Source organism: Micromonospora sagamiensis (genome assembly GCF_014680085.1).
Lineage (GTDB): Bacteria > Actinomycetota > Actinomycetes > Mycobacteriales > Micromonosporaceae > Micromonospora > Micromonospora inyonensis.
Genome location: NZ_AP023438.1, coordinates 1,433,723 through 1,452,545, shown reverse-complemented (window position 1 = coordinate 1,452,545; position 18,823 = coordinate 1,433,723). Strand labels below are relative to the sequence as shown.

Here is an 18,823-nt window from a genome sequence, read left to right as displayed (position 1 = left end):
CCGGTGACCCCGACGTCGCGTGGTCAACCGGTGGTGAAGCGGGCCGGGGAGTAGGGGGTGGGGTCGACGGGAGCGGGCTGGGCGGTGGCGAGGGCGGCGAGGAGCGTGCCGGCGGCCGGCGCGGTCTGCACGCCGTAGCCGCTGAGCCCGGCGAGCCAGAGGAAGCCGGGCGCGTCCGGCGCCGCTCCGATCACCGGTACGTCGTCCGGGGCGGCGGTGCGCAGCCCGGCCCAGGCGTGCCGGATCCGCCGGACGGTCAACGTGGTGGCCTCCTCCACCCGGGCCGCCCCGAGCGCGACGTCCAGGTCGTCCGGACGGACGTCACCCGGCGGGACCGGGGTGGCGTCCACCGGGGACACCAGCAGGTGGCCGGACTCCGGCTTGAGGTAGAAGGTCCCCGCCAGGTCGGCGACCATCGGCCAGCCCGTGACGTCCAGGTCGGGCGGCGCGTCCACCAGGAATGCGGTACGCCGCAGCGGGGTCAGCCCCATCGGGTGTACGCCGGCCGCCACGGCGATCTCGTCGGCCCACGCCCCGGCGGCGTTCACCACCGTACGGGCGGTGACGTCCCCGGCGTCCGTGTCGACCCGCCAGCGTCCCCGCTCCCGGCGTAGCGACCGGACCCGGGTGAGCCGGCTGACCGTGCCCCCGGCCGCGCGGATGCCCCGCAGGTAGCCCTGGTGCAGCGCGTCCACGTCGATGTCCCGCGCGGCGGGCTTCACCATCGCCCGGCGCAGCCGGTCCCGCCGCACGATCGGGCAGATCCCCGGGATCTCGGCGAGGTCGATCTCCCGGGCCGGCGGGTCGACCTCGGCCCCGTCGCGCAGGTGCGCGTCGAACACGTCCTCGTCGCCGGGCGGGCAGAGGGTCAGCACGCCACGCGGGGTGAGCAGCGGGTGCGCGGCGAATCCCGCCGGCAGGTCGGCCAGCAGGTCGCGGCTGACCCGGGTCAGCGCGCGGACGGCCGGGCCGCCGTAGTACTCGGAGAACAGCGCGGCGGAGCGGCCGGTGGAGTGGTGACCGGGCACCTGCTCCATCTCGACCAGCAGCACGCGACCGTACCGGGCAAGGTGGTAGCCGGCGGTGGCACCCGCGATGCCACCGCCGATGATCATATAGTCGATCGTCACTGGATGGGACGGTAGTCGGGTCCACGGCCACGGGCAATGCCCCGACGTGGGGCAGGCGGTCGTGGCCACCCGGGAGCGCCGGGTGGCCACGCGGGACGTGTGCCGGGCAGTGGCGGACGGGTCAGGGGCCGCAGTAGAGCAGCCGGTTCGGGGTGCCGGAGACCACGCCGCCGACGATGTTGGCGGTCGCCCGGCTGGTCAGGTAGCCGGAGACCTGGCCCGGGGTCCAGGTCGGGTTCGTCGACAGGGCGAGCGCGGCACAGCCGGCGACGTGCGCGGAGGCCGTCGAGCCGCCGCTGATCGTGGTGACGGCGGTGTTGCTGGTGTACCAGGCGGAGGTGATGTTCTGGCCCGGTGCGTGCAGGTCGATGCAGCTGCCGTAGTTGCCGCTCGGCAGCCGGGCGTCGGTTGCCGAGGTGCCCACCACGGTCAGCGCGCCCGGCACCCGGCCGGGGGAGAAGTTGCACGCGTTCGTGTTGGAGCTGCCCCCGGTGGTGACGTAGGTGATCCCCCGGTTGATCGAGTTGGTCACCGCGGCGTCCAGGGTGGAGTTCGCGGACCCGCCGATGGCCAGTTCGACCACCGCCGGACGGAGGGCGTTCGCGCTGATCCAGTCGATGCCGGCGATCACCGTGGCGTAGGTGCCGCTGCCGGCGCAGTTGAGCACCCGGACGGGGTGGATCCGGACCTCCTTGGCGACGCCGTGGCTGGTGCCGCCGATGGTGCCGGCCAGGTGCGTACCGTGGCCGTTGCAGTCGTCCGCCGGCAGCGCGCCGTCGACGAGGTCGACCCCGCCGGTGACCCGGGTGCCGAAGTCGACGTGGGTGGCCCGGACACCGGTGTCGACGACGTACACGTGCACGTTGTGCGCGGTGTTCGGGTAGCTGTACCGGTTGTCCAGCGGCAGGTTGCGCTGGTCGATCCGGTCCAGCCCCCAGGACGGCGGGTTGAGCTGCGTGCCGGGGCCGATCAGCGGGGTCACCCGGTTCTGCTCCACGTACGCCACCGCCGGATCGGCGGCGAGGCGGCGGGCGGCCCGCTCCGACAGGCGTACCTCGAAACCGGTCAGGGCGCTGCCGTAGACGTGGCCGACGGTCCCGCCGTAGCGGGCGCGCAGCCGGTCGGCGACCCGGGTGACCCCGGCGGTGCCCGTGGCGCCGGCGGCCGGGCGTACCACGTCGTCGCGGAGCACGACGATGTAGCTGTCCCGGACGGCGTCGGCGGCTCCGGCGTGGCGGATCGTTCCCTCGGCGGCGGACGCTCCGGCGCGGCGGGTCGTCTCCCCGGCGGCGGCCGACGCGACGCCGGTCGGCGCGAGGACGGCGGTCAGGGCGGTCGCCAGGCTGAGGGCGAGCAGCCGCCCCCGGAGGCGTGTTCTGGTCATCGTCTCTCCTCGGGAGAAGGGGCCGGCCCCGGGGCGAGAAGTCGCCTCGGGGCCGGTGGAGGGGGTGTGGATCAGAAGGTGGGGGCCAGGTAGAGCAGCCGGTTCGGCGAGCCGGTGCCCGGGTTGGTGATCACGCCCGTGGTGGCCTGGCTGACGATGTAGGAGTGCACCTGGGCCGGGGTCCAGGTCGGGTTCACCTGGAGCACCCGGGCGGCCGCACCCGCGACGTGCGGGGAGGCCATCGAGGTGCCGCTGATGGACGAGGTGGCGGTGTCGCTGGTGGACCAGGCCGACAGGACGCCGACGCCCGGGGCGAAGATGTCGGTGCAGGTGCCCCAGTTGGAGAAGCTCGCCCGCGCGTCGTTGCTCTGCGACGCGTTGACGGTCAACGCGGTCGGCACCGAGGCCGGCGAGAAGTTGCAGGCGTTGGCGTTCGAGTTGCCGGAGGCCACCGCGTAGGTGACGCCGTCGGCGATCGAGTTGGCCACGGCGGTGTTCAGCGAGCTGTTGACGCTGCCGCCGAGGCTCATGTTCGCCACCGCCGGCTGGCCGGGCTGGTGGTTGCTGGTCACCCAGTTGATGCCGGCGATGACCTGCGCCCAGGTGCCGCTGCCCTGGCAGTTGAGCACCCGGACGGCGACTAGTCGGACGTCCTTGGCGACGCCGTAGGTGTTGCCGCCGACGGTGCCGGCGACGTGCGTGCCGTGGCCGTTGCAGTCGGCGGCCGGCAGCGCGTTGTCGACCGCGTCGTAGCCGTCGACGGCCTGGCCGGCGAAGTCGACGTGCGTGGTCCGGATGCCGGTGTCGATGATGTAGGCGGTGACGCCCGCACCGGTGCTGACGTAGGTGTAACGGCCGTCCAGCGGGAGGGCCCGCTGGTCGATCCGGTCCAGGCCCCACGGCGGGTTGGTCTGGGTCGCCTGGGTCGTCACCGTGTGGTTCTGCTCGACGTAGTCGACCGCCGGGTGCGCCGCCAGGCGCTTCGCGGCCTTCTCCGAGAGCTTCACCTCGAAGCCGTTGAGCGCGTCGCCGTAGACGTGGCCCAGCGTGCCGCCGAAGCGCTCGGCGAGCGATCCGGCGGTGCTCTTCACCGCAGCCTGCCGGGTGCCGGCGCGGCCGCCGACGCTGCTGTCCTTGAGTACCACGATGTAGCTGTCGGCCACGGCCGTCGCGCCACCGGCGCTCCGGATCTCGCCGACGGACGGGGCTGCCGTTGCGGGAGCGCCGACCATGGCGGTGACCATGGCGGCGCCGGCGAGCGCGCCGACCGCGGCGAAGGTACGCCGGTGAGTGCGGGGGAGTGTCATCTCCCGGTCCTCCTACTGTGGTGGCCTCTCATGGGACTCGGGGCCCAGGTGAGAGGCGCTGGACGATGGGAGAATCCTAGCCGTGATATTTACAAACCTGGATCTCTGCAATGTTCACGATCTGAGGATGATATTGACTCCTTTCTACGCGTGAAGCGTTGCCTCACGGGCCGGTTACGCGCTACGCGCGACGCGCGCCCCGCCGGGAGGACCGCCCGCCCTCGCTGTCCGCCGCGCGACCCCGCCCTGCCGGCGCGCCGACGGAGTGGTCCGTGCGGGCTGCCGACCGGGCCCTGTCCCGCAATTGTTCCCGTCCGCTCCGACGTGCCTGCCGTCGCCTCAGTGACGTGCGCGGCGACGCCGAACCGATACGGCGAAGGCGCGTGACTGACGGCGGTGTTGCTCATTTTTGCCCGAAATCAAGCGATCTAGGAAATTTTTTGGGAATTCGCAGGAAGCCCGCATCCGGCGGCAGGTTAATCCGACCGATAGATCGATGAACGACATCGCCATGTGGTAAGGTGATTGAATTTCGAGCGTCCGCGACGGCGGCGGTGTCATTCAAGACAATACCATTCCTCTTCTTTCGGGTGCGTGCTGCATAATCTCGGGGGCGGGACTATGAAAACGAGACCGACACTAGAGAACCAGACGCCGGAAGCCGTGCCGACCGCTGTGTGTGTCACCACCGGTCTGCGGCCGGGGCAGCGGGATGAGGACGCCGACGGACGAGCCCTGCGGGACATCCTCGGGGCTGACGTGGACCACGAGCTGGTCGACTTCGCGGCCGGCGCCGGGGGGAACCCTCGTCTGCTTGCCGAACTCGCGCTCGGGCTCGTGGAGGAAGGACTGGCCAGTGAAGAGGGCGGCACGGTCCACCTGATCGCCCGGCGGACCCCGCGTCGCGTACTGGAATTCGTGATGAACCAGTTGGGCGGGCTGAGCGCGAACTGCCAGCAGTTCCTGAAGGTGGCGGCGGCACTGGGAAGATCCTTCATGCTGGAGGACGTGTCCAGAATGCTGGACCGATCCTCGGCCACCCTGCTCACCCCGCTGGACGAGGCCATAGCATCGGGATTCGTCGTGGTCGCCGAGCACCAGCTTGCGTTCCAGGGCGACTTCGTCTTTCAGGGGGTCGTCGAGTCCATCCCCGCGCCCGCGCACGATGCCCTCCGGCGGGAGGCGATGAGGCTCACCGAGGGGCGGATCCGGGAGCAGCTCCGGGTGACCGAGCGCCCGACCGACCCGTACGGCGTGGCCAGGCAGGAGCCCGGCGGCTCATGTTCACGGGCGCACAGCCTGATAATGGACGGCGACGCGGCAGCCGGCGTACGGGTCGCGGAACGCGTTCTCGCCAGCCCTGACGCGTCGGTTTCCGCCCGGCGCGACGCGGAGGCCTCGATCATCCTGGGCAACTTCCTGCTCGGTCGGGAGGAGGCCGGCAGGGTCTCCGAGAGGATCCTGCGGGAACGGGGGGTCGAGCCGGGCGATGTTCCCGCGGTGATGGCACTGACCGTGCGGTCCAACGTGCTCTGGCGGGCGGGGAAGTTGGCGGAGGGACTCAGCCTGGGGCGTACCGCCGTGCGCAACAGTGAGAACGTCGACCCGGTCTGGCGTCTGCACTTCCAACTCGCGCTGGCCGGAAAGCTCGCCAACCTTCGGGAGTTCGACGAGGCCGAACCGCTGATCGACGATGCGGAAGCCGGCCTGCGCGGGCTGCCCGCGCCGGTCTGGACCGCTGCGCCGGCGGCCATGCGGTCCCGGCTGCTCCTCCAGGCCGGGAGGATAGGAGAGGCGCGTCGAGAGGCGGGGTTGGCGACCGCCGCGGCGGGGCGGGACGCCGTTCCCCTGCTCCGGCCCCTCGCGTACTCCGTGCTCAGCACCGCCTCCTTCTACCTCGGGGATCTGTCCGCAGCCATCGACCACCTGCACCGGGCGCAGAGTGAGATGGCGAGCCAGGTGGTGCTCGACTCCGCGCAGTACGCCTGGACGGAGACGCTCATCACCGTCAAGAAGGAGGGACCTCGGGCGGCCGCCCGGCTGCTGTCCCACCGGTACAGCCATCTCCCGACGCAACGCAGCCTGTACCTCGAGGACCCGAGTGCCGCCGCGTTCCTCGTCCGTCTCGCGCGCGACGTGGGTGACAGCGACCTCGAACGCAGCGTTCTCGAGACGGTGGAGGGCCTCGCCGGGGACAACCCCGGCATGTCGGTGATCGGCCTCACCGCCATGCACGCCAAGGCGCTGGCGAACAGTGCCCCGGCTGCCCTGGCGCTCATCATCGTGCAGTCGCCGGACCCGATCTCGGTGGCCCTGGCGACGGAGGAACTCGCCAAGCTCTACGCGGCCAAGGCCCCGGTCGGGGGACGGCAGACCGCGTCGACCTACTCCGAGGAGGTCGACCCGCAGACGGCCGCCTGCTGGTCGGTCCTCTCCGACATGGAGCGGCGCATCGCCTACCTGGTGAGCGTGGGTCTGACGAACCGCCAGATCGCCAAGCAGGTGCACCTGTCCGCGCACACCGTGAACTACCACCTCAGGAAGGTCTACCGGAAGTTGGGCATCAACACCCGGGTGGAACTGGCACACGGAGCGGCGAGCTATTCGAGCCGAGCGGCGATCTACTCGATGGGGGACGAGGAGAGGTAGGGCTCCCGGCGACCTCGTCGACGATCAGACGGCCGACCCGGGCTGGTGCGCGGCGGCCATCACCGGTGGGAAGGCCTCGTGCGCGATGAAGTACCGGGTCAGTTCGACGCGGCTGCTGATGTCGAGCTTCGAGAACACGCGCCGGAGATGGCTGTCGACGGTGTGGGGCGACAGGAACAGCACACTCGCCGCCTCCCGGTTGGTCCGACCGTCGACGATCGCCCGTACGACGCGCAGCTCCGCACTCGTGAGGCTCTCCCAGCCCGACTTCGGCCGTTCGGCACCCAGTCGACGCACGTTGTGCCCGTCGAGACGACGTAGCTTCTTCTGCACCCGCTCCAGGTCGCACTGCGCCGCGCACTCCAGGTAGAGATCCATGGCCGACTCGAGGAGGCGGACTGCCCGGGTCCTGTCCCGCATGCTCTGTTCCACCCGCGCCGCGTCCTCGAGCGCGCTCGCCGCCGCCAGTGGGCGTCCGGCGAGCCGATGGAGATCCGCTGCGCGATGCAGCGCGAGCGGGTCGTTGCGCAGGAGGCCCTCGGCGTGTTCGGCGCCCCCCGCCAACGACTGCACGACCGGGTTGCGCTCGGCGAGGCGACGGGCGAACTCGGCCGCCCGCTCGGCCTCCGGGCCGAGCCCCACCTGCCTGGCCTGACGGACGAGCGTCGCCGCCGCCGTCGGCACCTCGGTGAAGAGCAGCGGATCGGGTACGACCTGCCCCTCGATGTTGATCAGCGTCTGGACCATCATCGCCGGACGCCCACTGGCCGCGTGGAACTGCGCGAGTGTCCAGTCCAGGCGGGCCCGGTCAGCGCTCGCGTCACCGGTCATCAGCCGCTCGGTCAGGCGCAACTGGTCGCTGGCGGTGGCGAGATCGCCGCGATGCAGGCTGACGCGGGCCAGCACGAGGCGCGCGGGCACGGAGTCCTCCGGTGCCGACCGCTCCGCCAGACGGAGCGCGGTCTCGGCTTCGACCCGTGCTTCCTCGAGCCGGCCCGCCGCTGCCAGGAGTTCGGCGTGGTGGCCGTACCACAGGGACCCGGTGGCGGCCCCGGCGCGCTTCTCCGTCTCCTGCCGGACGGCGGCGAGGACGGCTGTCGCCTCCTCGAACTGGTCGGCCGCGACGAGCGCCCGGACCAGCCACGTCCACAGCGGGCGTTCGCAGGTGTCGCACTGCCGGGAGACCGTCGGCTGTCCACGCCCCGGTGCCGGGACCTCGCCACCCGCGTCGCCCATGCGCCTGGCGGAGTCCGCGAGCGCCCGACCCAGTTTGGCGCGATCCAGTTCACAGACGTCCGGCCGCGCCAGCGTCCGCTGGACGAGTGCGGCTGCCAGGCCGTGGCTGCCGGCGTCCCGCAGTCCCTGCCCCAGTTCGAGCACCAGCTGGGCCTCGGCTGCCGCCTCCACCCCGGGGCGCAGGGCGACGTCCGCGAGGCGGCAGGCTTCGGCACCCCGCCCCGCTACGGCCAGCAGACGCAGGGCACGTGCCAGCGTTCGCGGTGCGTCGTCGGAGGGACCCGCCAGGTTCCGGACGGCCCGACCCGCCAGGTCGTCGCATTCGCATCCGGACGATCGCGCCGGCGCAGCGGAGGGCGCCACGATCGCCGGCACCGGACCCGACCGTTCGGGACGGGCGTCCGCCCCGCCGGTGTCGGGCCGGCGTACCCCGGTTTCCGGCGATGGCCGGCCGCCGGACGGTGCCCGGGACCGCCCGCCGGTTGCCCCCGTGCTGATCGCGGGCACGGTGGCGGGTACGGGCGCGGCGGGCTCCCGCTCCCGGAAGGCGGCATGCTGAAGCGCCTCCCCGACCACCTGGTGGGTGAACGTCAGCTCCACGCCGTCCCGTCGGAGCAGGCCCACCTGCACCGCCTCGTCGACGCCGGAGGCCAGATCGTGGGCCGACTCGCCGAGCAGGGCCGCCACCTCGTCGACGGTGAACGTGTGGCCGATCCGCCTGCCGTCGACGAGCAGGCGTCGCACCGCGGGCGACATCTCGCCGAGCAGACCGCGGACGGCAGCGCGGACGCCGTCGGGCAGCCGCTCGGTCACCACCGAGGCCGCGCCGTCCGCGATGATCATCTTTCCGGCCTTGATGAGCGCGCTGAAGACGTTCTCCATCAGCCACGGGTTACCGCCGCAGCGCTCCGCCCAGCCGAGCACGGACGCATCCGGTTTGGCGCCGAGGATGCTGGTGCACAACTCGGCCACCGCCTCGTTGTCCAACGCGCCCAGGTGCAGGCGGACCGCGACGTGGTCGATCAGCCAGTCGACGGCGTGCTGGGCGAGCGACCGGCTGGCAACCGGCCGGCGGGCGAGCAGCCACAGCACCGGTGACGAGGCCAACGACTGCACGAGCCCCCGAAGGGCGAGGGCACTGACATCGTCGATCCGCTGGGCGTCGTCCAGCACGACCACGAGAGGGTGCCGGCGCGCCGCGCTCTCGACCAGTTCACCCACCCGATCCATCAACCAGAAGGGGTTGCTGTCCGGGCGTACCAGCTCGTCGAAATCGACGTCACCGGGCATCGCGTGCCGCAGAAAGTTGATCAGCAGGTGAATGGGGATCGGCTGATCGGTGATACTCGCCCGCCCGGCGACCACGGTCAGTCCCCGTTCCGCCCCCTCCAGCGCCGTGGCCTTCAAGAGGTGGGTCTTGCCGATGCCGAAGGGCCCGTCGACGACGACGCAGCTGCTGGAGCCCCGCAGGGTGGCGTCCAGGTGCCGGCCCAGCGAGGACAGGATCTGCTCACGTCCCACCAACGGATTCATGAACACCACCGCCGTGTCTGTTTTGGAGAACCGTCCAGCGCGTGCCGTGGGCACGGCCATCATCGCGGTGTTCGACTGTCCGGTCCGGAGAGTCGAACACCCCGCGTTGAGCCGGGGCTCGGTTGACCGCCGCAGTGAAGAAGCTCACTCAGTTATACGGGATCCGCGGCCCTGTGGCGGGAATGGCGGTGCTAGCTCGCACTACTCGCGTGAGTAGTGGGCAGGACGGTGCACCACGATTACTGTCGATGGTGTCGATCAGCGCCCGGCCCGTGGATGTGCTGGTTCTCGAAATTGACCCTGCCGCCTGGTGGACCCGTGCGTTCGGGAATGGGTCAGAAATCCTGCGCCCGAGGTGACATGACTTCAACGAATTCATGGGAGCCCGAGGTGCATCAGCGTGAGAATGATCGTCGCCTCGACCGGGAGATGAGATCATGACCGTCAGCTATCTCGGGGCAGCGGCGGACACGGCTGCCGTCGATGCCGCGATCCGGGCCTTCCTCACCGAGCGCCGCGTCGAAGCCGACGCGCTCGGTGAGGACTTCGCGGCGATGGTCGCCGAACTCGAGAGCTACGTGCTGCGCGGCGGCAAGCGCATCCGGCCGACCTTCGCCTGGCTGGGGTGGATCGGTGCCGGGGGTGACCCGCACGACCCGGTCGCCACGGCGGTGCTGAGCGCCTGCGCGGGATTCGAGCTGTTGCACGCCTCGTGCCTGATCCACGACGACATCATCGACGCGTCCCGGACCCGCCGTGGCCATCCGGCGGCGCACGTGACGTACGCCGAGCGGCATCGGACGCGGCGCTTCTCCGGCGACCCCGACGCCTTCGGCACGGGCACCGCCATCCTGATCGGGGACCTGGCCCTGATCTGGGCCGACGTCCTGGTCCGCGAGGCCGGGCTGCCGGCGGACGCGCACGCCCGGGTCTCACCGGTGTGGTCCGCGGTGCGCTCGGAGGTCGTGTACGGACAGCTGCTCGACCTGATCAACCAGGCCAGCGGCGACGAGGACATCGACGCGGCACTGCGCGTCGACCAGTACAAGACGGCCTCGTACACGGTGGAACGCCCCCTCCAGTTCGGCGCCGCGATCGCCGGTGCGGAGGCCGACCTCGTCGCGGCCTACCGGGCGTTCGGCGCGGACATCGGGATCGCGTTCCAGCTCCGCGACGACCTGCTGGGCGTGTTCGGTGACCCGGCGGTGACGGGCAAACCGTCGGGTGACGATCTTCGTGAGGGCAAGCGGACGGTCCTGCTCGCGACGGCGCTCGAACGTGCGGACCGACACGACCCGGACGCGGCGGGTTTCCTCCGGGCGAAGCTCGGCACGGACCTGTCCGACGACGAACTCGCCCGGGTCCGCGCCATCCTCGTCGACGTCGGCGCCGTGGAGCACATCGAGGGGCAGATCGCGCTCCGCGCCGACCGGGCCCTGGCCGTGCTGGAGGCGAGCAGCGTCACCAGACCGGCGAAGCACCAACTCGCCGAGATGGCGATCAAGGCAACGCAGCGGGCCCAGTGATGCCGCCGACGAACCCGCTCACCTGTGCCGACCGCGGAAGCGCCCCGGGTGCCGGGCATGGTCGCGTCGGCGTGGGACGCGCCCACGGCAAGGCCATCCTGCTCGGCGAACACGCCGTCGTGTACGGCGCTCCGGCGCTGGTCATCCCGGTGCCGCAGCTGACGACCACCGCGAGCGCGACGCGCCTGCCCGGTCCGGACGACGGTGCGGACAGGATCTCCTTCGCGCTGGCCGGATCGCCGACCACGTCGGTGACCCCGCTGGCCACGGACGGCCTGCGGCACCTGGTGGCGGAGTTCAGGGAACGGACCGCCCTCGCCGAGCGGATGTGTGTCGACGTGCTCATCGACTGCGCGATCCCGCAGGGTCGTGGCCTCGGCTCCAGTGCCGCCTGCGCCCGGGCGGCCGTGCTGGCGCTCGCGGACGTCTTCGACCGTCGACTCGACGCCGGTACGGTCTTCGATCTCGTGCAGGCTTCCGAGAAGGTCGCGCACGGCAGGGCGAGCGGCATCGACGCGCTCGCCACCGGTGCGACGTCGCCCCTCCTCTTCCGGTCCGGCACCGCTCGGGAACTGCCCATCGTCATGCCGGGAAACGGCTGTGCACACGCCCCGGAGCGCACCGACCCTCGCCCCGGTGCCGGCCGGGCCGCCGGCTTCGACGGGCTCTTCGTCATCGCCGACAGCGGTGTCGGCGGCAGCACCAGGGACGCGGTGGAACTGGTGCGGCGCAGGTTCGCCGGCCGGGCGGAGACGCAGGACGCCTTCGTCCGCCGGGTGTCGAACCTGACGTACGCGGCCCTGCGCGACCTCGCGCACGGCCAGGTGGGCGACTTCGGCACGCGGCTGACCGAGAACCACCGGCTGCTGCACGACATCGGGATCAGCACCGACCGGATCGACGCGTTGGTCGAGGCGGCGCTCGCGGCGGGCAGCCTGGGGGCCAAGATCACTGGCGGTGGACTGGGCGGCTGCATGATCGCGCTGGTCGGGGACCCGGGCCGGGCAGAGGCGGTCGTGCGGCGTCTCCACGAAGCCGGCGCCGTCCGGACCTGGGTCGTACCGGCGGGGAGGTTCGCGAGCCATGCGCAGTGACCAGGTGCAGCCGGCCGGGCCGGCGGAGGAGGTCCTCGACCCCGGCGCGACCGCCGTCGCCCATCCGAACATCGCGCTGATCAAATACTGGGGCAAGCGCGACGAGCGACTCATGATCCCGTACGTCGACAGCCTGTCGATGACCCTGGACGTCTTCCCGACGACCACCACCGTACGGCTGCGTCCCACGGCACGGGCCGACAGCGTCACGCTCGACGGCTCGCCCGCGCGGGGGGAGGCGCGGCAGCGCGTCGTGGCCTTCCTGGACCTGGTACGCCAGATCGCGGGACGTACCGAACCGGCCGTGGTCGACACCCGCAACCGCGTCCCGACCGGGGCGGGTCTGGCGTCGTCGGCGAGTGGGTTCGCCGCCCTGGCTCTCGCCGGTGCCGCCGCGTACGGTCTCGATCTCGATCCCACGGCCCTGTCGCGCCTGGCCCGGCGTGGGTCCGTGTCGGCCGCCCGGTCGGTGTTCGGCGGCTTCGCGATCTGCCACGCGGGCCCGGGTACCGGCGAGGCCGCGGATCTCGGCTCCTACGCCGAGCCGGTGCCCGTGGCGGATTTCGACCCCGCGCTGGTGATCGCGCTGGTGGACGCCGGCCCCAAGGCCGTCTCCAGCCGCGCGGCCATGCGGCGAACCGTCGAGACCTCCCCGCTCTACCGGTCCTGGGCGACCTCCAGCAAGGCCGACCTGTCCGGGATGCGGGCGGCGCTGCGTCGCGGCGATCTCGACGCGGTGGGGGAGATCGCCGAGCGGAACGCCCTCGGCATGCACGCGACGATGCTGGCCGCGCGGCCGGCGGTGCGTTACCTGTCGCCGGCCACGGTGGCCGTGCTCGACAGCGTCCTGCGGCTCCGGGCGGACGGCGTACCGGCCTACGCGACCATGGACGCCGGGCCGAACGTCAAGGTGCTCTGCCACCGCGCGGACGCCGCCCGGGTGGCCGGGACGGTGCGCGACGCCGCGCCGGGATGCGCGGTGGTCACCGCCCGGCGCGGGCCGGGCGCCCGCCTGCGGACGGGGGCCGAGCAGTGACGGGAGCGGTCAGCCACGCGCCCGGCAAGCTCTTCGTCGCCGGCGAGTACGCGGTGCTGGAGCCGGGACACCCGGCGATCCTGGTGGCGGTCGATCGGCAGGTCGGCGTCACGGTGTCGGGAACCGACGGTGCGGACGTCGTGGTCGACTCCGACCTCCGCCCGACCCCGGTGCGACTGCGTCGGCACGGCGACGGGCTCGGCGGGGACGACGGGGGACCGGCGCCCGACGACCTCGGCCATGTGGTGTCGGCGATCGAGGTGGTCGACGGGTTGCTGACCGAGCGCGGGCTGCGCATGCCCCCGATCCACATCTCGATCTCCAGTCGCCTGCACCGCGACGGAACGAAGTTCGGCCTCGGGTCGAGCGGCGCGGTGACGGTCGCCACGGTGACCGCTGTCGCCACCTACTGCGGCGTGGACCTGCCGCCCGACGCACGCTTCCGGCTGGCGATGCTGGCCACGGCGCGACGCGACACCGGTTCCTCCGGCGGCGATCTGGCCGCCAGCGTCTGGGGCGGGTGGATCGCGTACCACGCGCCCGACCGGGTCGCGGTGCTCGACATGGCGCGGCGTCGGGGCATCGGGGAGACGTTGCGCGCGCCGTGGCCGGGGTTCGGGGTGCGACGGCTGCCGCCGCCGCGCGGACTCGCCCTGGAGGTGGGCTGGACGGGACAACCGGCCAGCACCGCCGCGCTGGCGGGGCGCCTGGCGACGGGGCAGTGGCGGGGCAGTACGGCGCAGCGGAACTTCCTGGCCCGCAGCGACGAGTGCGTGCGCGCCTCGATCCGCGCGCTGGAGCGGGGAGACGACCACGAGGTGCTGCACCAGATCCGAGGCGCCCGCCGGGTGCTCGCCGAGCTGGACGACGACGTCCGGCTGGGCATCTTCACCACCAGGCTGACGGCGCTGTGCGACGCCGCCGAGGCCGTCGGCGGTGCCGCCAAACCGTCGGGCGCCGGGGGCGGAGACTGCGGCATCGCGTTGCTGGACGCCACCGCGACGAGGGAGATCACTCAGCTGCGCGAGGAGTGGGCCGCCGTGGGGGTGCTTCCCATGCCGATTCATGTCCAGCCGACGAACGGGAGCGCAGGATGATCGCCAATCGCAAGGACGACCACGTCCGGTTCGCCGCCGAGCAGCAACGCCACCTCGACGGACACAACCAGTTCGACGACGTGTCCTTCGTCCATCACGCCCTGGCGGGCATCGACCGGTCCGACGTCTCGCTCACCACGCGGTTCGGCGGCATCGAGTGGCCGGTTCCGCTCTGCATCAACGCGATGACCGGCGGCAGCGTCAAGACCGGCCTCATCAACCGCGACCTTGCGATCGCCGCCCGCGAGACCGGTGTCCCCATCGCGACGGGATCCATGAGCGCGTACTTCGCCGACGCGTCGGTGGCGGAGACGTTCAGTGTGATGCGCCGGGAGAACCCGGACGGCTTCATCATGGCGAACGTCAACGCGACCGCCTCGGTGGAGAGGGCGCGGCGGGCCATCGACCTGTTGCGGGCCGACGCTCTGCAGATCCACCTGAACACCATCCAGGAGACGGTCATGCCCGAGGGCGACCGGTCCTTCTCCTCGTGGGGGCCGCGGATCGAGGAGATCGTGGCCGGCGTCGACGTCCCGGTGATCGTCAAGGAGGTCGGCTTCGGGCTGAGTCGGGAGACCCTGTCGCGGTTGCGGGACATGGGTGTGCGGGTGGCCGACGTCGCCGGGCGTGGCGGCACGAACTTCGCCCGCATCGAGAACGACCGGCGGGACCGCGCCGACTACTCCTTCCTCAACGGCTGGGGGCAGTCCACGCCCGCCTGTCTGCTGGACGCCCGGGGTGTCGGTATCCCGGTGCTGGCCTCCGGCGGGGTCCGCCACCCGCTCGACGTGGTGCGTGGACTGGCGCTCGGCGCGTCCGCCGCCGGGGTCTCCGGCCTGTTCCTCAAGACGGTGCTGGACGGCGGCGTGCCGGCGCTGATCTCGCTGATCTCCGGATGGCTCGACCAGTTGGAAGCCCTGATGACCGCGCTGGGCGCGGGGACCCCGGCCGACCTGACCCGGTGCGATGTGCTGGTCCAGGGTGGCCTGCGCGAGTTCTGCGCCGATCGGGGCATCGAGACCCGCCGGCTCGCCACCCGTTCCAGGTCCTACGGCACCACCCACGAGACGGTTGGAGGCACCCGATGAAAGACACGAACGTGATCGCCGGCGTTCCCATGAAATGGGTGGGTCCCCTGCGCATTTCGGGGAACGTGGCGGCAATCGAGACGGAGGTTCCGCTCGCCACGTACGAGTCGCCGCTCTGGCCCTCCGTCGCCCGGGGCGCGCGGATCTCCATGATGGTCGAGCCGGGTATCGTCGCCACCCTCGTCGACGAGCGCATGACACGCTCGGTGTTCGTCCGGGCGAAGGACGCGCAGACCGCGTACCTGGCCTCGTTGGAGGTCGACGCGCGGCTCGACGAGCTGCGCGAGATCGCACGTCGCTGCGGTCGGTTCGTCGAACTGATCGACTTCCATCACGAGATCACGGCCAACCTGCTGTTCCTGCGGTTCAGCTTCAGCACCGGCGACGCCTCCGGGCACAACATGGCGACGCTGGCGGCGGACGCCATCCTGACCCACATCCTGGACACCATTCCGGGAATCTCGTACGGCTCGATCTCGGGAAACTACTGCACCGACAAGAAGGCGACCGCGATCAACGGCATCCTCGGACGCGGCAAGAACGTGGTCACCGAACTGCTCGTACCGCGCGACATCGTCCACGACGCGCTGCGCACCTCGGCCGCCGCGATAGCCGAGTTGAACGTGCACAAGAACATGATCGGCACCCTGCTCGCCGGCGGCATCCGCTCCGCCAACGCGCACTACGCGAACATGCTGCTCGGGTTCTATCTGGCGACGGGCCAGGACGCCGCCAACATCGTCGAGGGCTCACAGGGGGTGACCGTGGCCGAGGACCGGGACGGCGACCTCTACTTCTCCTGCACGGTGCCGAACCTGATCGTGGGAACCGTGGGCAACGGCAAGGGGCTCGACTTCGTCGAGGAGAACCTGACGCGGCTCGGCTGCCGGGCCTCCCGCGACCCCGGTGAGAACGCACGCCGGCTCGCGGTCATCGCGGCCGCGACGGTGCTGTGCGGCGAACTCTCCCTCCTCGCGGCGCAGACGAATCCGGGCGAGCTCATGCGCGCGCACGTCCGACTGGAACGCAACAAGACAGCAAAGATCGGAGGCTGACGATGCCCGGCTGGTCTCACGGTGGCGAACGCACGGCACCTGGAGGATCGATGCCCGGAACGTCCGAGGCGGCAGAGCTCTGTTCCACCATCGAGGAATCGGCCCGGCTGTTGAACGTGGCCTACTCACGCGACAGGGTCTGGTCCCTGCTCTCCGCGTACGGCGACGCGTTCGCGCACCCCGGTGCCGTGGTCGCCTTCCGGGTGGCGACCGCGATGCGGCACGTGGGGGAACTCGACTGTCGGTTCACGACGCACCCGGACGACCGCGACCCCTACGCCCGCGCGCTGTCACACGGCCTCACCCCGGAGACGGACCATCCGGTCGGCAGCCTGCTCGCGGAGGTCCAGGGACGCTGCCCGGTGGAGAGCCACGGCATCGACTTCGGGGTCGTCGGCGGCTTCAAGAAGATCTACGCGTTCTTCACCCCGGACGACCTGCAGAAGACGTCGAAGCTCGCCGAGATCCCCGCCATGCCGCGCAGTCTGGCCGGGAACGTCGAGTTCTTCGCCCGTCACGGCCTGGACGACCGGGTCGGGGTATTCGGGATCGACTACCCGAGCCGAACGGTGAACGTGTACTTCAACGACGTACCCGCCGGGAGCTTCGACCCGGAGACCATCCGGTCGACGCTCCGGGAGATCGGCATGGCCGCACCGAGTGAGCGGATGCTCAAGCTCGGCGAGAAGGCGTTCGGACTGTATGTCACCCTCGGTTGGGAATCGTCGAGGATCGAGCGGATCTGCTACGCCGCCGCGACCACCGACCTGACGACCCTGCCCGTTCCCGTCGAACCGGAAATCGAGAAGTTCGTGCGAAGCGTTCCGTACGGTGGGGACGACCGTAAGTTCGTCTACGGCGTCGCGTTGACCCCTCAGGGCGAGTACTACAAGCTCGAGTCGCACTACCGGTGGAAGCCCGGGGCGATGGACTTCATCTGACCCGTTCGTGCCGGGCGAGGACGACGGCGAGCGGATGGCGGCGGCCCCTGGCCCGGCGCGGATCGGGAACCGCCGCCCCGCCCGTCAGGCGGTACGGCGGGAGCGGGCGAGAGCCACTCCGCCGAGGACCAGGCCGACCAGCGCCAGCACCAGGCCAGCGATGGCGCCACCCCGACCGTTGCCGCTGCCGACCTCACCGGCGGAGTCCGCCAGAGCCATCCCGCCGAAGATCATGCTGGCCAGCGCCAGCGCCAGGGCCGCGATGGCGCCGCCCCGGGCGTTGCCGCCGCCGGCCCGACCGGCGGAGCGCAGCGCCCACGCGCCGACGCCCACCGCGACCAGCGCCAGCACCAGGCCGAGCACGGATCCGCCTCGCCCGGAGCCGCTGCCCTCCTCGGCGGCGGTGACCTGCGCGGCGGCCGGTGCGGCCAGCGCGAACCCGCCGAGCACCCCAGCGGCGGCGGCGGTGAACAAATGACGGACGGACATCGGAAATCCCTTCGGATGATTGACGGGTAACGACCTCGGCATACGTGCCGGAATGGTGACGGTCGTCGTGTCGAAGTCGGTCATGAGCCTACCGCCGAAACGGCTCGACCCGGGGTATTGCCGGCCTTTGAATACCGTAACCGTAGTAACCCGGCCTGACGTACCTCAATCGCCCGGCCGGTGCGCGGTGACTCGGATCGACAGGCGAAGACCACGTATCGGGCAGCACTCATATTCGCGCTTCAGTGGATCTGGCGGCAGTGCGGTGCCGCGTCTACTCTACAAAGGAGGCATCACCCCAGCCACCGAACAGGAGGCATTGCCGTGGGTGTTTCCGTTCCCCAGTCCCCGCCCTCGTCCCGGTTCGCCTCGTCTCTGGTCACACGCCCCGTATGGCTGGTCGGCATCCTGGCCGCCCTGGCCGGTGCCGTCACCGCGGAGGCGTTCACGCTCGTCGCCCGGGCTGCCGGCGTTCCGATGGCGGCGGCCGGCGTCTGGGAGGAGAAGGCCCAGAAGATCCCGGTGGGCGCCGTCGCCCAGAGTGTCGTGCTCTGGTCGATCGGCGGAATCGTCCTCGCGGTGGTCCTGGCCCGATGGGCCAGGCGGCCCGCCCGCACCTTCGTGGTGGCCGCCGTCGCGTTCACCGTCCTCTCCCTCGCCGGCCCCGGCCTCGCTCAGGACACCGCCGTGTCCACCCAGGTCGTCCTGGCCGCGACGCACGTGGTGGCCGCCACGGTGATCATCTCCATCCTGGCGAGGCGACTCTCCGCCCGTGACGCGGACCGTTGACGGTCCGGTCGTGGCTCGGGCGTCGCACCGGGCTCAGGCGGGGGTCGCCGGAGTGAACAGCTCGACGAGGTTGCCGGCGGGGTCGGCGAGCAGGATCTGGCGTCCGCCGGGGCCCGAGATGATGTCGCTACGGAAGACCACCCCGGCCCGCTCCAGCCGTTCCTTCTCGGCGTCGATGTCGTCGACGACGAGGTGAATGCGGTTCCGCCCGCATCCCGCCACGTCCGTCGGCGTGGCCCGGGCTCCCGAGCTGGGCGGCCCGGACAGGAGCAGCCGCAACGGCCCACGCGCGACGTCGGCGAAGGCCGGCGGGAAGGCGTTCAGCACGGTGAAGCCGAGGTGGGTGGTGTAGAACTCGATCGCCGCGCGCACGTCGTCGACGATGTAGCGGACACTCGCCAGGTCGCGCTCGGTTCCGGTCATGGTGGGAGATCCTTCGTGGTTGTCGGGTCGGGGCCGGGAGGGCGGG

15 protein-coding genes are annotated in these 18,823 nt (G+C 71.5%); 9 read left to right on the top strand and 6 right to left on the bottom strand.

Annotation, left to right across the window (positions count from 1 at the left end; translation table 11 throughout):
* Positions 1-23: 23 nt before the first annotated feature.
* From IGA62_RS06015 to IGA62_RS06005, 3 genes are all read right to left on the bottom strand, one after another.
* On the bottom strand, positions 24-1,130 hold the full coding sequence (locus IGA62_RS06015; RefSeq protein ID WP_198501211.1) for an NAD(P)/FAD-dependent oxidoreductase: 1,107 nt from the start codon (positions 1,128-1,130) through the stop codon (positions 24-26).
* Positions 1,131-1,251: 121 nt separating this feature from the next.
* Positions 1,252-2,514, bottom strand: coding sequence for a S8 family peptidase (locus IGA62_RS06010; protein ID WP_145815889.1), 1,263 nt, complete (start codon positions 2,512-2,514; stop codon positions 1,252-1,254).
* Between the two features lie 71 nt (positions 2,515-2,585).
* Positions 2,586-3,821 carry a S8 family peptidase gene (locus IGA62_RS06005; RefSeq protein WP_145815890.1) on the bottom strand — a complete coding sequence of 412 codons (1,236 nt, stop codon included), beginning with the start codon at positions 3,819-3,821 and terminating at the stop codon, positions 2,586-2,588.
* A gap of 759 nt (positions 3,822-4,580) precedes the next feature.
* Between IGA62_RS06005 and IGA62_RS06000 the strand changes: the two genes are divergently transcribed.
* Positions 4,581-6,470, top strand: coding sequence for a helix-turn-helix transcriptional regulator (locus tag IGA62_RS06000; RefSeq protein WP_198501210.1), 1,890 nt, complete (start codon positions 4,581-4,583; stop codon positions 6,468-6,470).
* 24 nt (positions 6,471-6,494) lie between these two features.
* Here IGA62_RS06000 and IGA62_RS05995 read toward each other — a convergent pair whose 3' ends face one another.
* Positions 6,495-9,239: a helix-turn-helix transcriptional regulator gene (locus tag IGA62_RS05995; RefSeq protein ID WP_145815892.1), complete on the bottom strand. Its 2,745-nt coding sequence runs from the start codon at positions 9,237-9,239 to the stop codon at positions 6,495-6,497.
* A gap of 437 nt (positions 9,240-9,676) precedes the next feature.
* On the opposite strand from IGA62_RS05995, the gene IGA62_RS05990 reads away from it, so the two are divergent.
* From IGA62_RS05990 to IGA62_RS05960, 7 genes are all read left to right on the top strand, one after another.
* The gene (locus tag IGA62_RS05990) at positions 9,677-10,765 is read left to right on the top strand and encodes a polyprenyl synthetase family protein (RefSeq protein WP_145815893.1); all 1,089 of its coding nucleotides are present in this window, start codon (positions 9,677-9,679) and stop codon (positions 10,763-10,765) included.
* Positions 10,766-10,836: 71 nt separating this feature from the next.
* Positions 10,837-11,859, top strand: coding sequence for a mevalonate kinase (gene mvk / locus IGA62_RS05985; protein WP_232624896.1), 1,023 nt, complete (start codon positions 10,837-10,839; stop codon positions 11,857-11,859).
* Positions 11,849-12,895 carry a diphosphomevalonate decarboxylase gene (gene mvaD / locus IGA62_RS05980; protein WP_145815895.1) on the top strand — a complete coding sequence of 349 codons (1,047 nt, stop codon included), beginning with the start codon at positions 11,849-11,851 and terminating at the stop codon, positions 12,893-12,895. The genes mvk and mvaD overlap by 11 nt, the downstream gene beginning before the upstream one ends.
* Positions 12,892-13,992: a phosphomevalonate kinase gene (locus IGA62_RS05975; RefSeq protein WP_232624895.1), complete on the top strand. Its 1,101-nt coding sequence runs from the start codon at positions 12,892-12,894 to the stop codon at positions 13,990-13,992. The genes mvaD and IGA62_RS05975 overlap by 4 nt, the downstream gene beginning before the upstream one ends.
* Positions 13,989-15,080, top strand: a complete 1,092-nt coding sequence (fni, locus tag IGA62_RS05970; protein ID WP_145815897.1) for a type 2 isopentenyl-diphosphate Delta-isomerase — start codon at positions 13,989-13,991, stop codon at positions 15,078-15,080. Before IGA62_RS05975 ends, fni begins: the two co-directional genes overlap by 4 nt.
* Positions 15,077-16,135, top strand: coding sequence for a hydroxymethylglutaryl-CoA reductase (locus IGA62_RS05965; RefSeq protein WP_145815898.1), 1,059 nt, complete (start codon positions 15,077-15,079; stop codon positions 16,133-16,135). Before fni ends, IGA62_RS05965 begins: the two co-directional genes overlap by 4 nt.
* Positions 16,136-16,185: 50 nt before the next feature.
* A complete protein-coding gene (locus tag IGA62_RS05960; protein ID WP_145815899.1) occupies positions 16,186-17,076 on the top strand; it encodes an aromatic prenyltransferase in 891 nt (296 codons plus the stop codon).
* Between the two features lie 84 nt (positions 17,077-17,160).
* Here the strand turns inward: IGA62_RS05960 and IGA62_RS05955 are convergent, their stop codons facing one another.
* The gene (locus tag IGA62_RS05955) at positions 17,161-17,565 is read right to left on the bottom strand and encodes a DUF6223 family protein (protein ID WP_145815900.1); all 405 of its coding nucleotides are present in this window, start codon (positions 17,563-17,565) and stop codon (positions 17,161-17,163) included.
* A gap of 324 nt (positions 17,566-17,889) precedes the next feature.
* On the opposite strand from IGA62_RS05955, the gene IGA62_RS05950 reads away from it, so the two are divergent.
* Positions 17,890-18,354 carry a DUF6069 family protein gene (locus IGA62_RS05950; RefSeq protein WP_145815901.1) on the top strand — a complete coding sequence of 155 codons (465 nt, stop codon included), beginning with the start codon at positions 17,890-17,892 and terminating at the stop codon, positions 18,352-18,354.
* Between the two features lie 33 nt (positions 18,355-18,387).
* Here the strand turns inward: IGA62_RS05950 and IGA62_RS05945 are convergent, their stop codons facing one another.
* Positions 18,388-18,777 carry a VOC family protein gene (locus IGA62_RS05945; RefSeq protein WP_145815902.1) on the bottom strand — a complete coding sequence of 130 codons (390 nt, stop codon included), beginning with the start codon at positions 18,775-18,777 and terminating at the stop codon, positions 18,388-18,390.
* Positions 18,778-18,823: the final 46 nt, after the last annotated feature.

Coding starts and splice junctions, on each gene's coding strand:
- IGA62_RS06010 (WP_145815889.1), bottom strand. CDS start 2,514: ATGACCAGAACACGCCTCCGGGGGCGGCTGCTCGCCCTCAGCCTGGCG.
- IGA62_RS06005 (WP_145815890.1), bottom strand. CDS start 3,821: ATGACACTCCCCCGCACTCACCGGCGTACCTTCGCCGCGGTCGGCGCG.
- IGA62_RS05995 (WP_145815892.1), bottom strand. CDS start 9,239: ATGAATCCGTTGGTGGGACGTGAGCAGATCCTGTCCTCGCTGGGCCGG.
- IGA62_RS05990 (WP_145815893.1), top strand. CDS start 9,677: ATGACCGTCAGCTATCTCGGGGCAGCGGCGGACACGGCTGCCGTCGAT.
- mvaD (WP_145815895.1), top strand. CDS start 11,849: ATGCGCAGTGACCAGGTGCAGCCGGCCGGGCCGGCGGAGGAGGTCCTC.
- fni (WP_145815897.1), top strand. CDS start 13,989: ATGATCGCCAATCGCAAGGACGACCACGTCCGGTTCGCCGCCGAGCAG.
- IGA62_RS05965 (WP_145815898.1), top strand. CDS start 15,077: ATGAAAGACACGAACGTGATCGCCGGCGTTCCCATGAAATGGGTGGGT.
- IGA62_RS05960 (WP_145815899.1), top strand. CDS start 16,186: ATGCCCGGAACGTCCGAGGCGGCAGAGCTCTGTTCCACCATCGAGGAA.
- IGA62_RS05955 (WP_145815900.1), bottom strand. CDS start 17,565: ATGTCCGTCCGTCATTTGTTCACCGCCGCCGCCGCTGGGGTGCTCGGC.
- IGA62_RS05945 (WP_145815902.1), bottom strand. CDS start 18,777: ATGACCGGAACCGAGCGCGACCTGGCGAGTGTCCGCTACATCGTCGAC.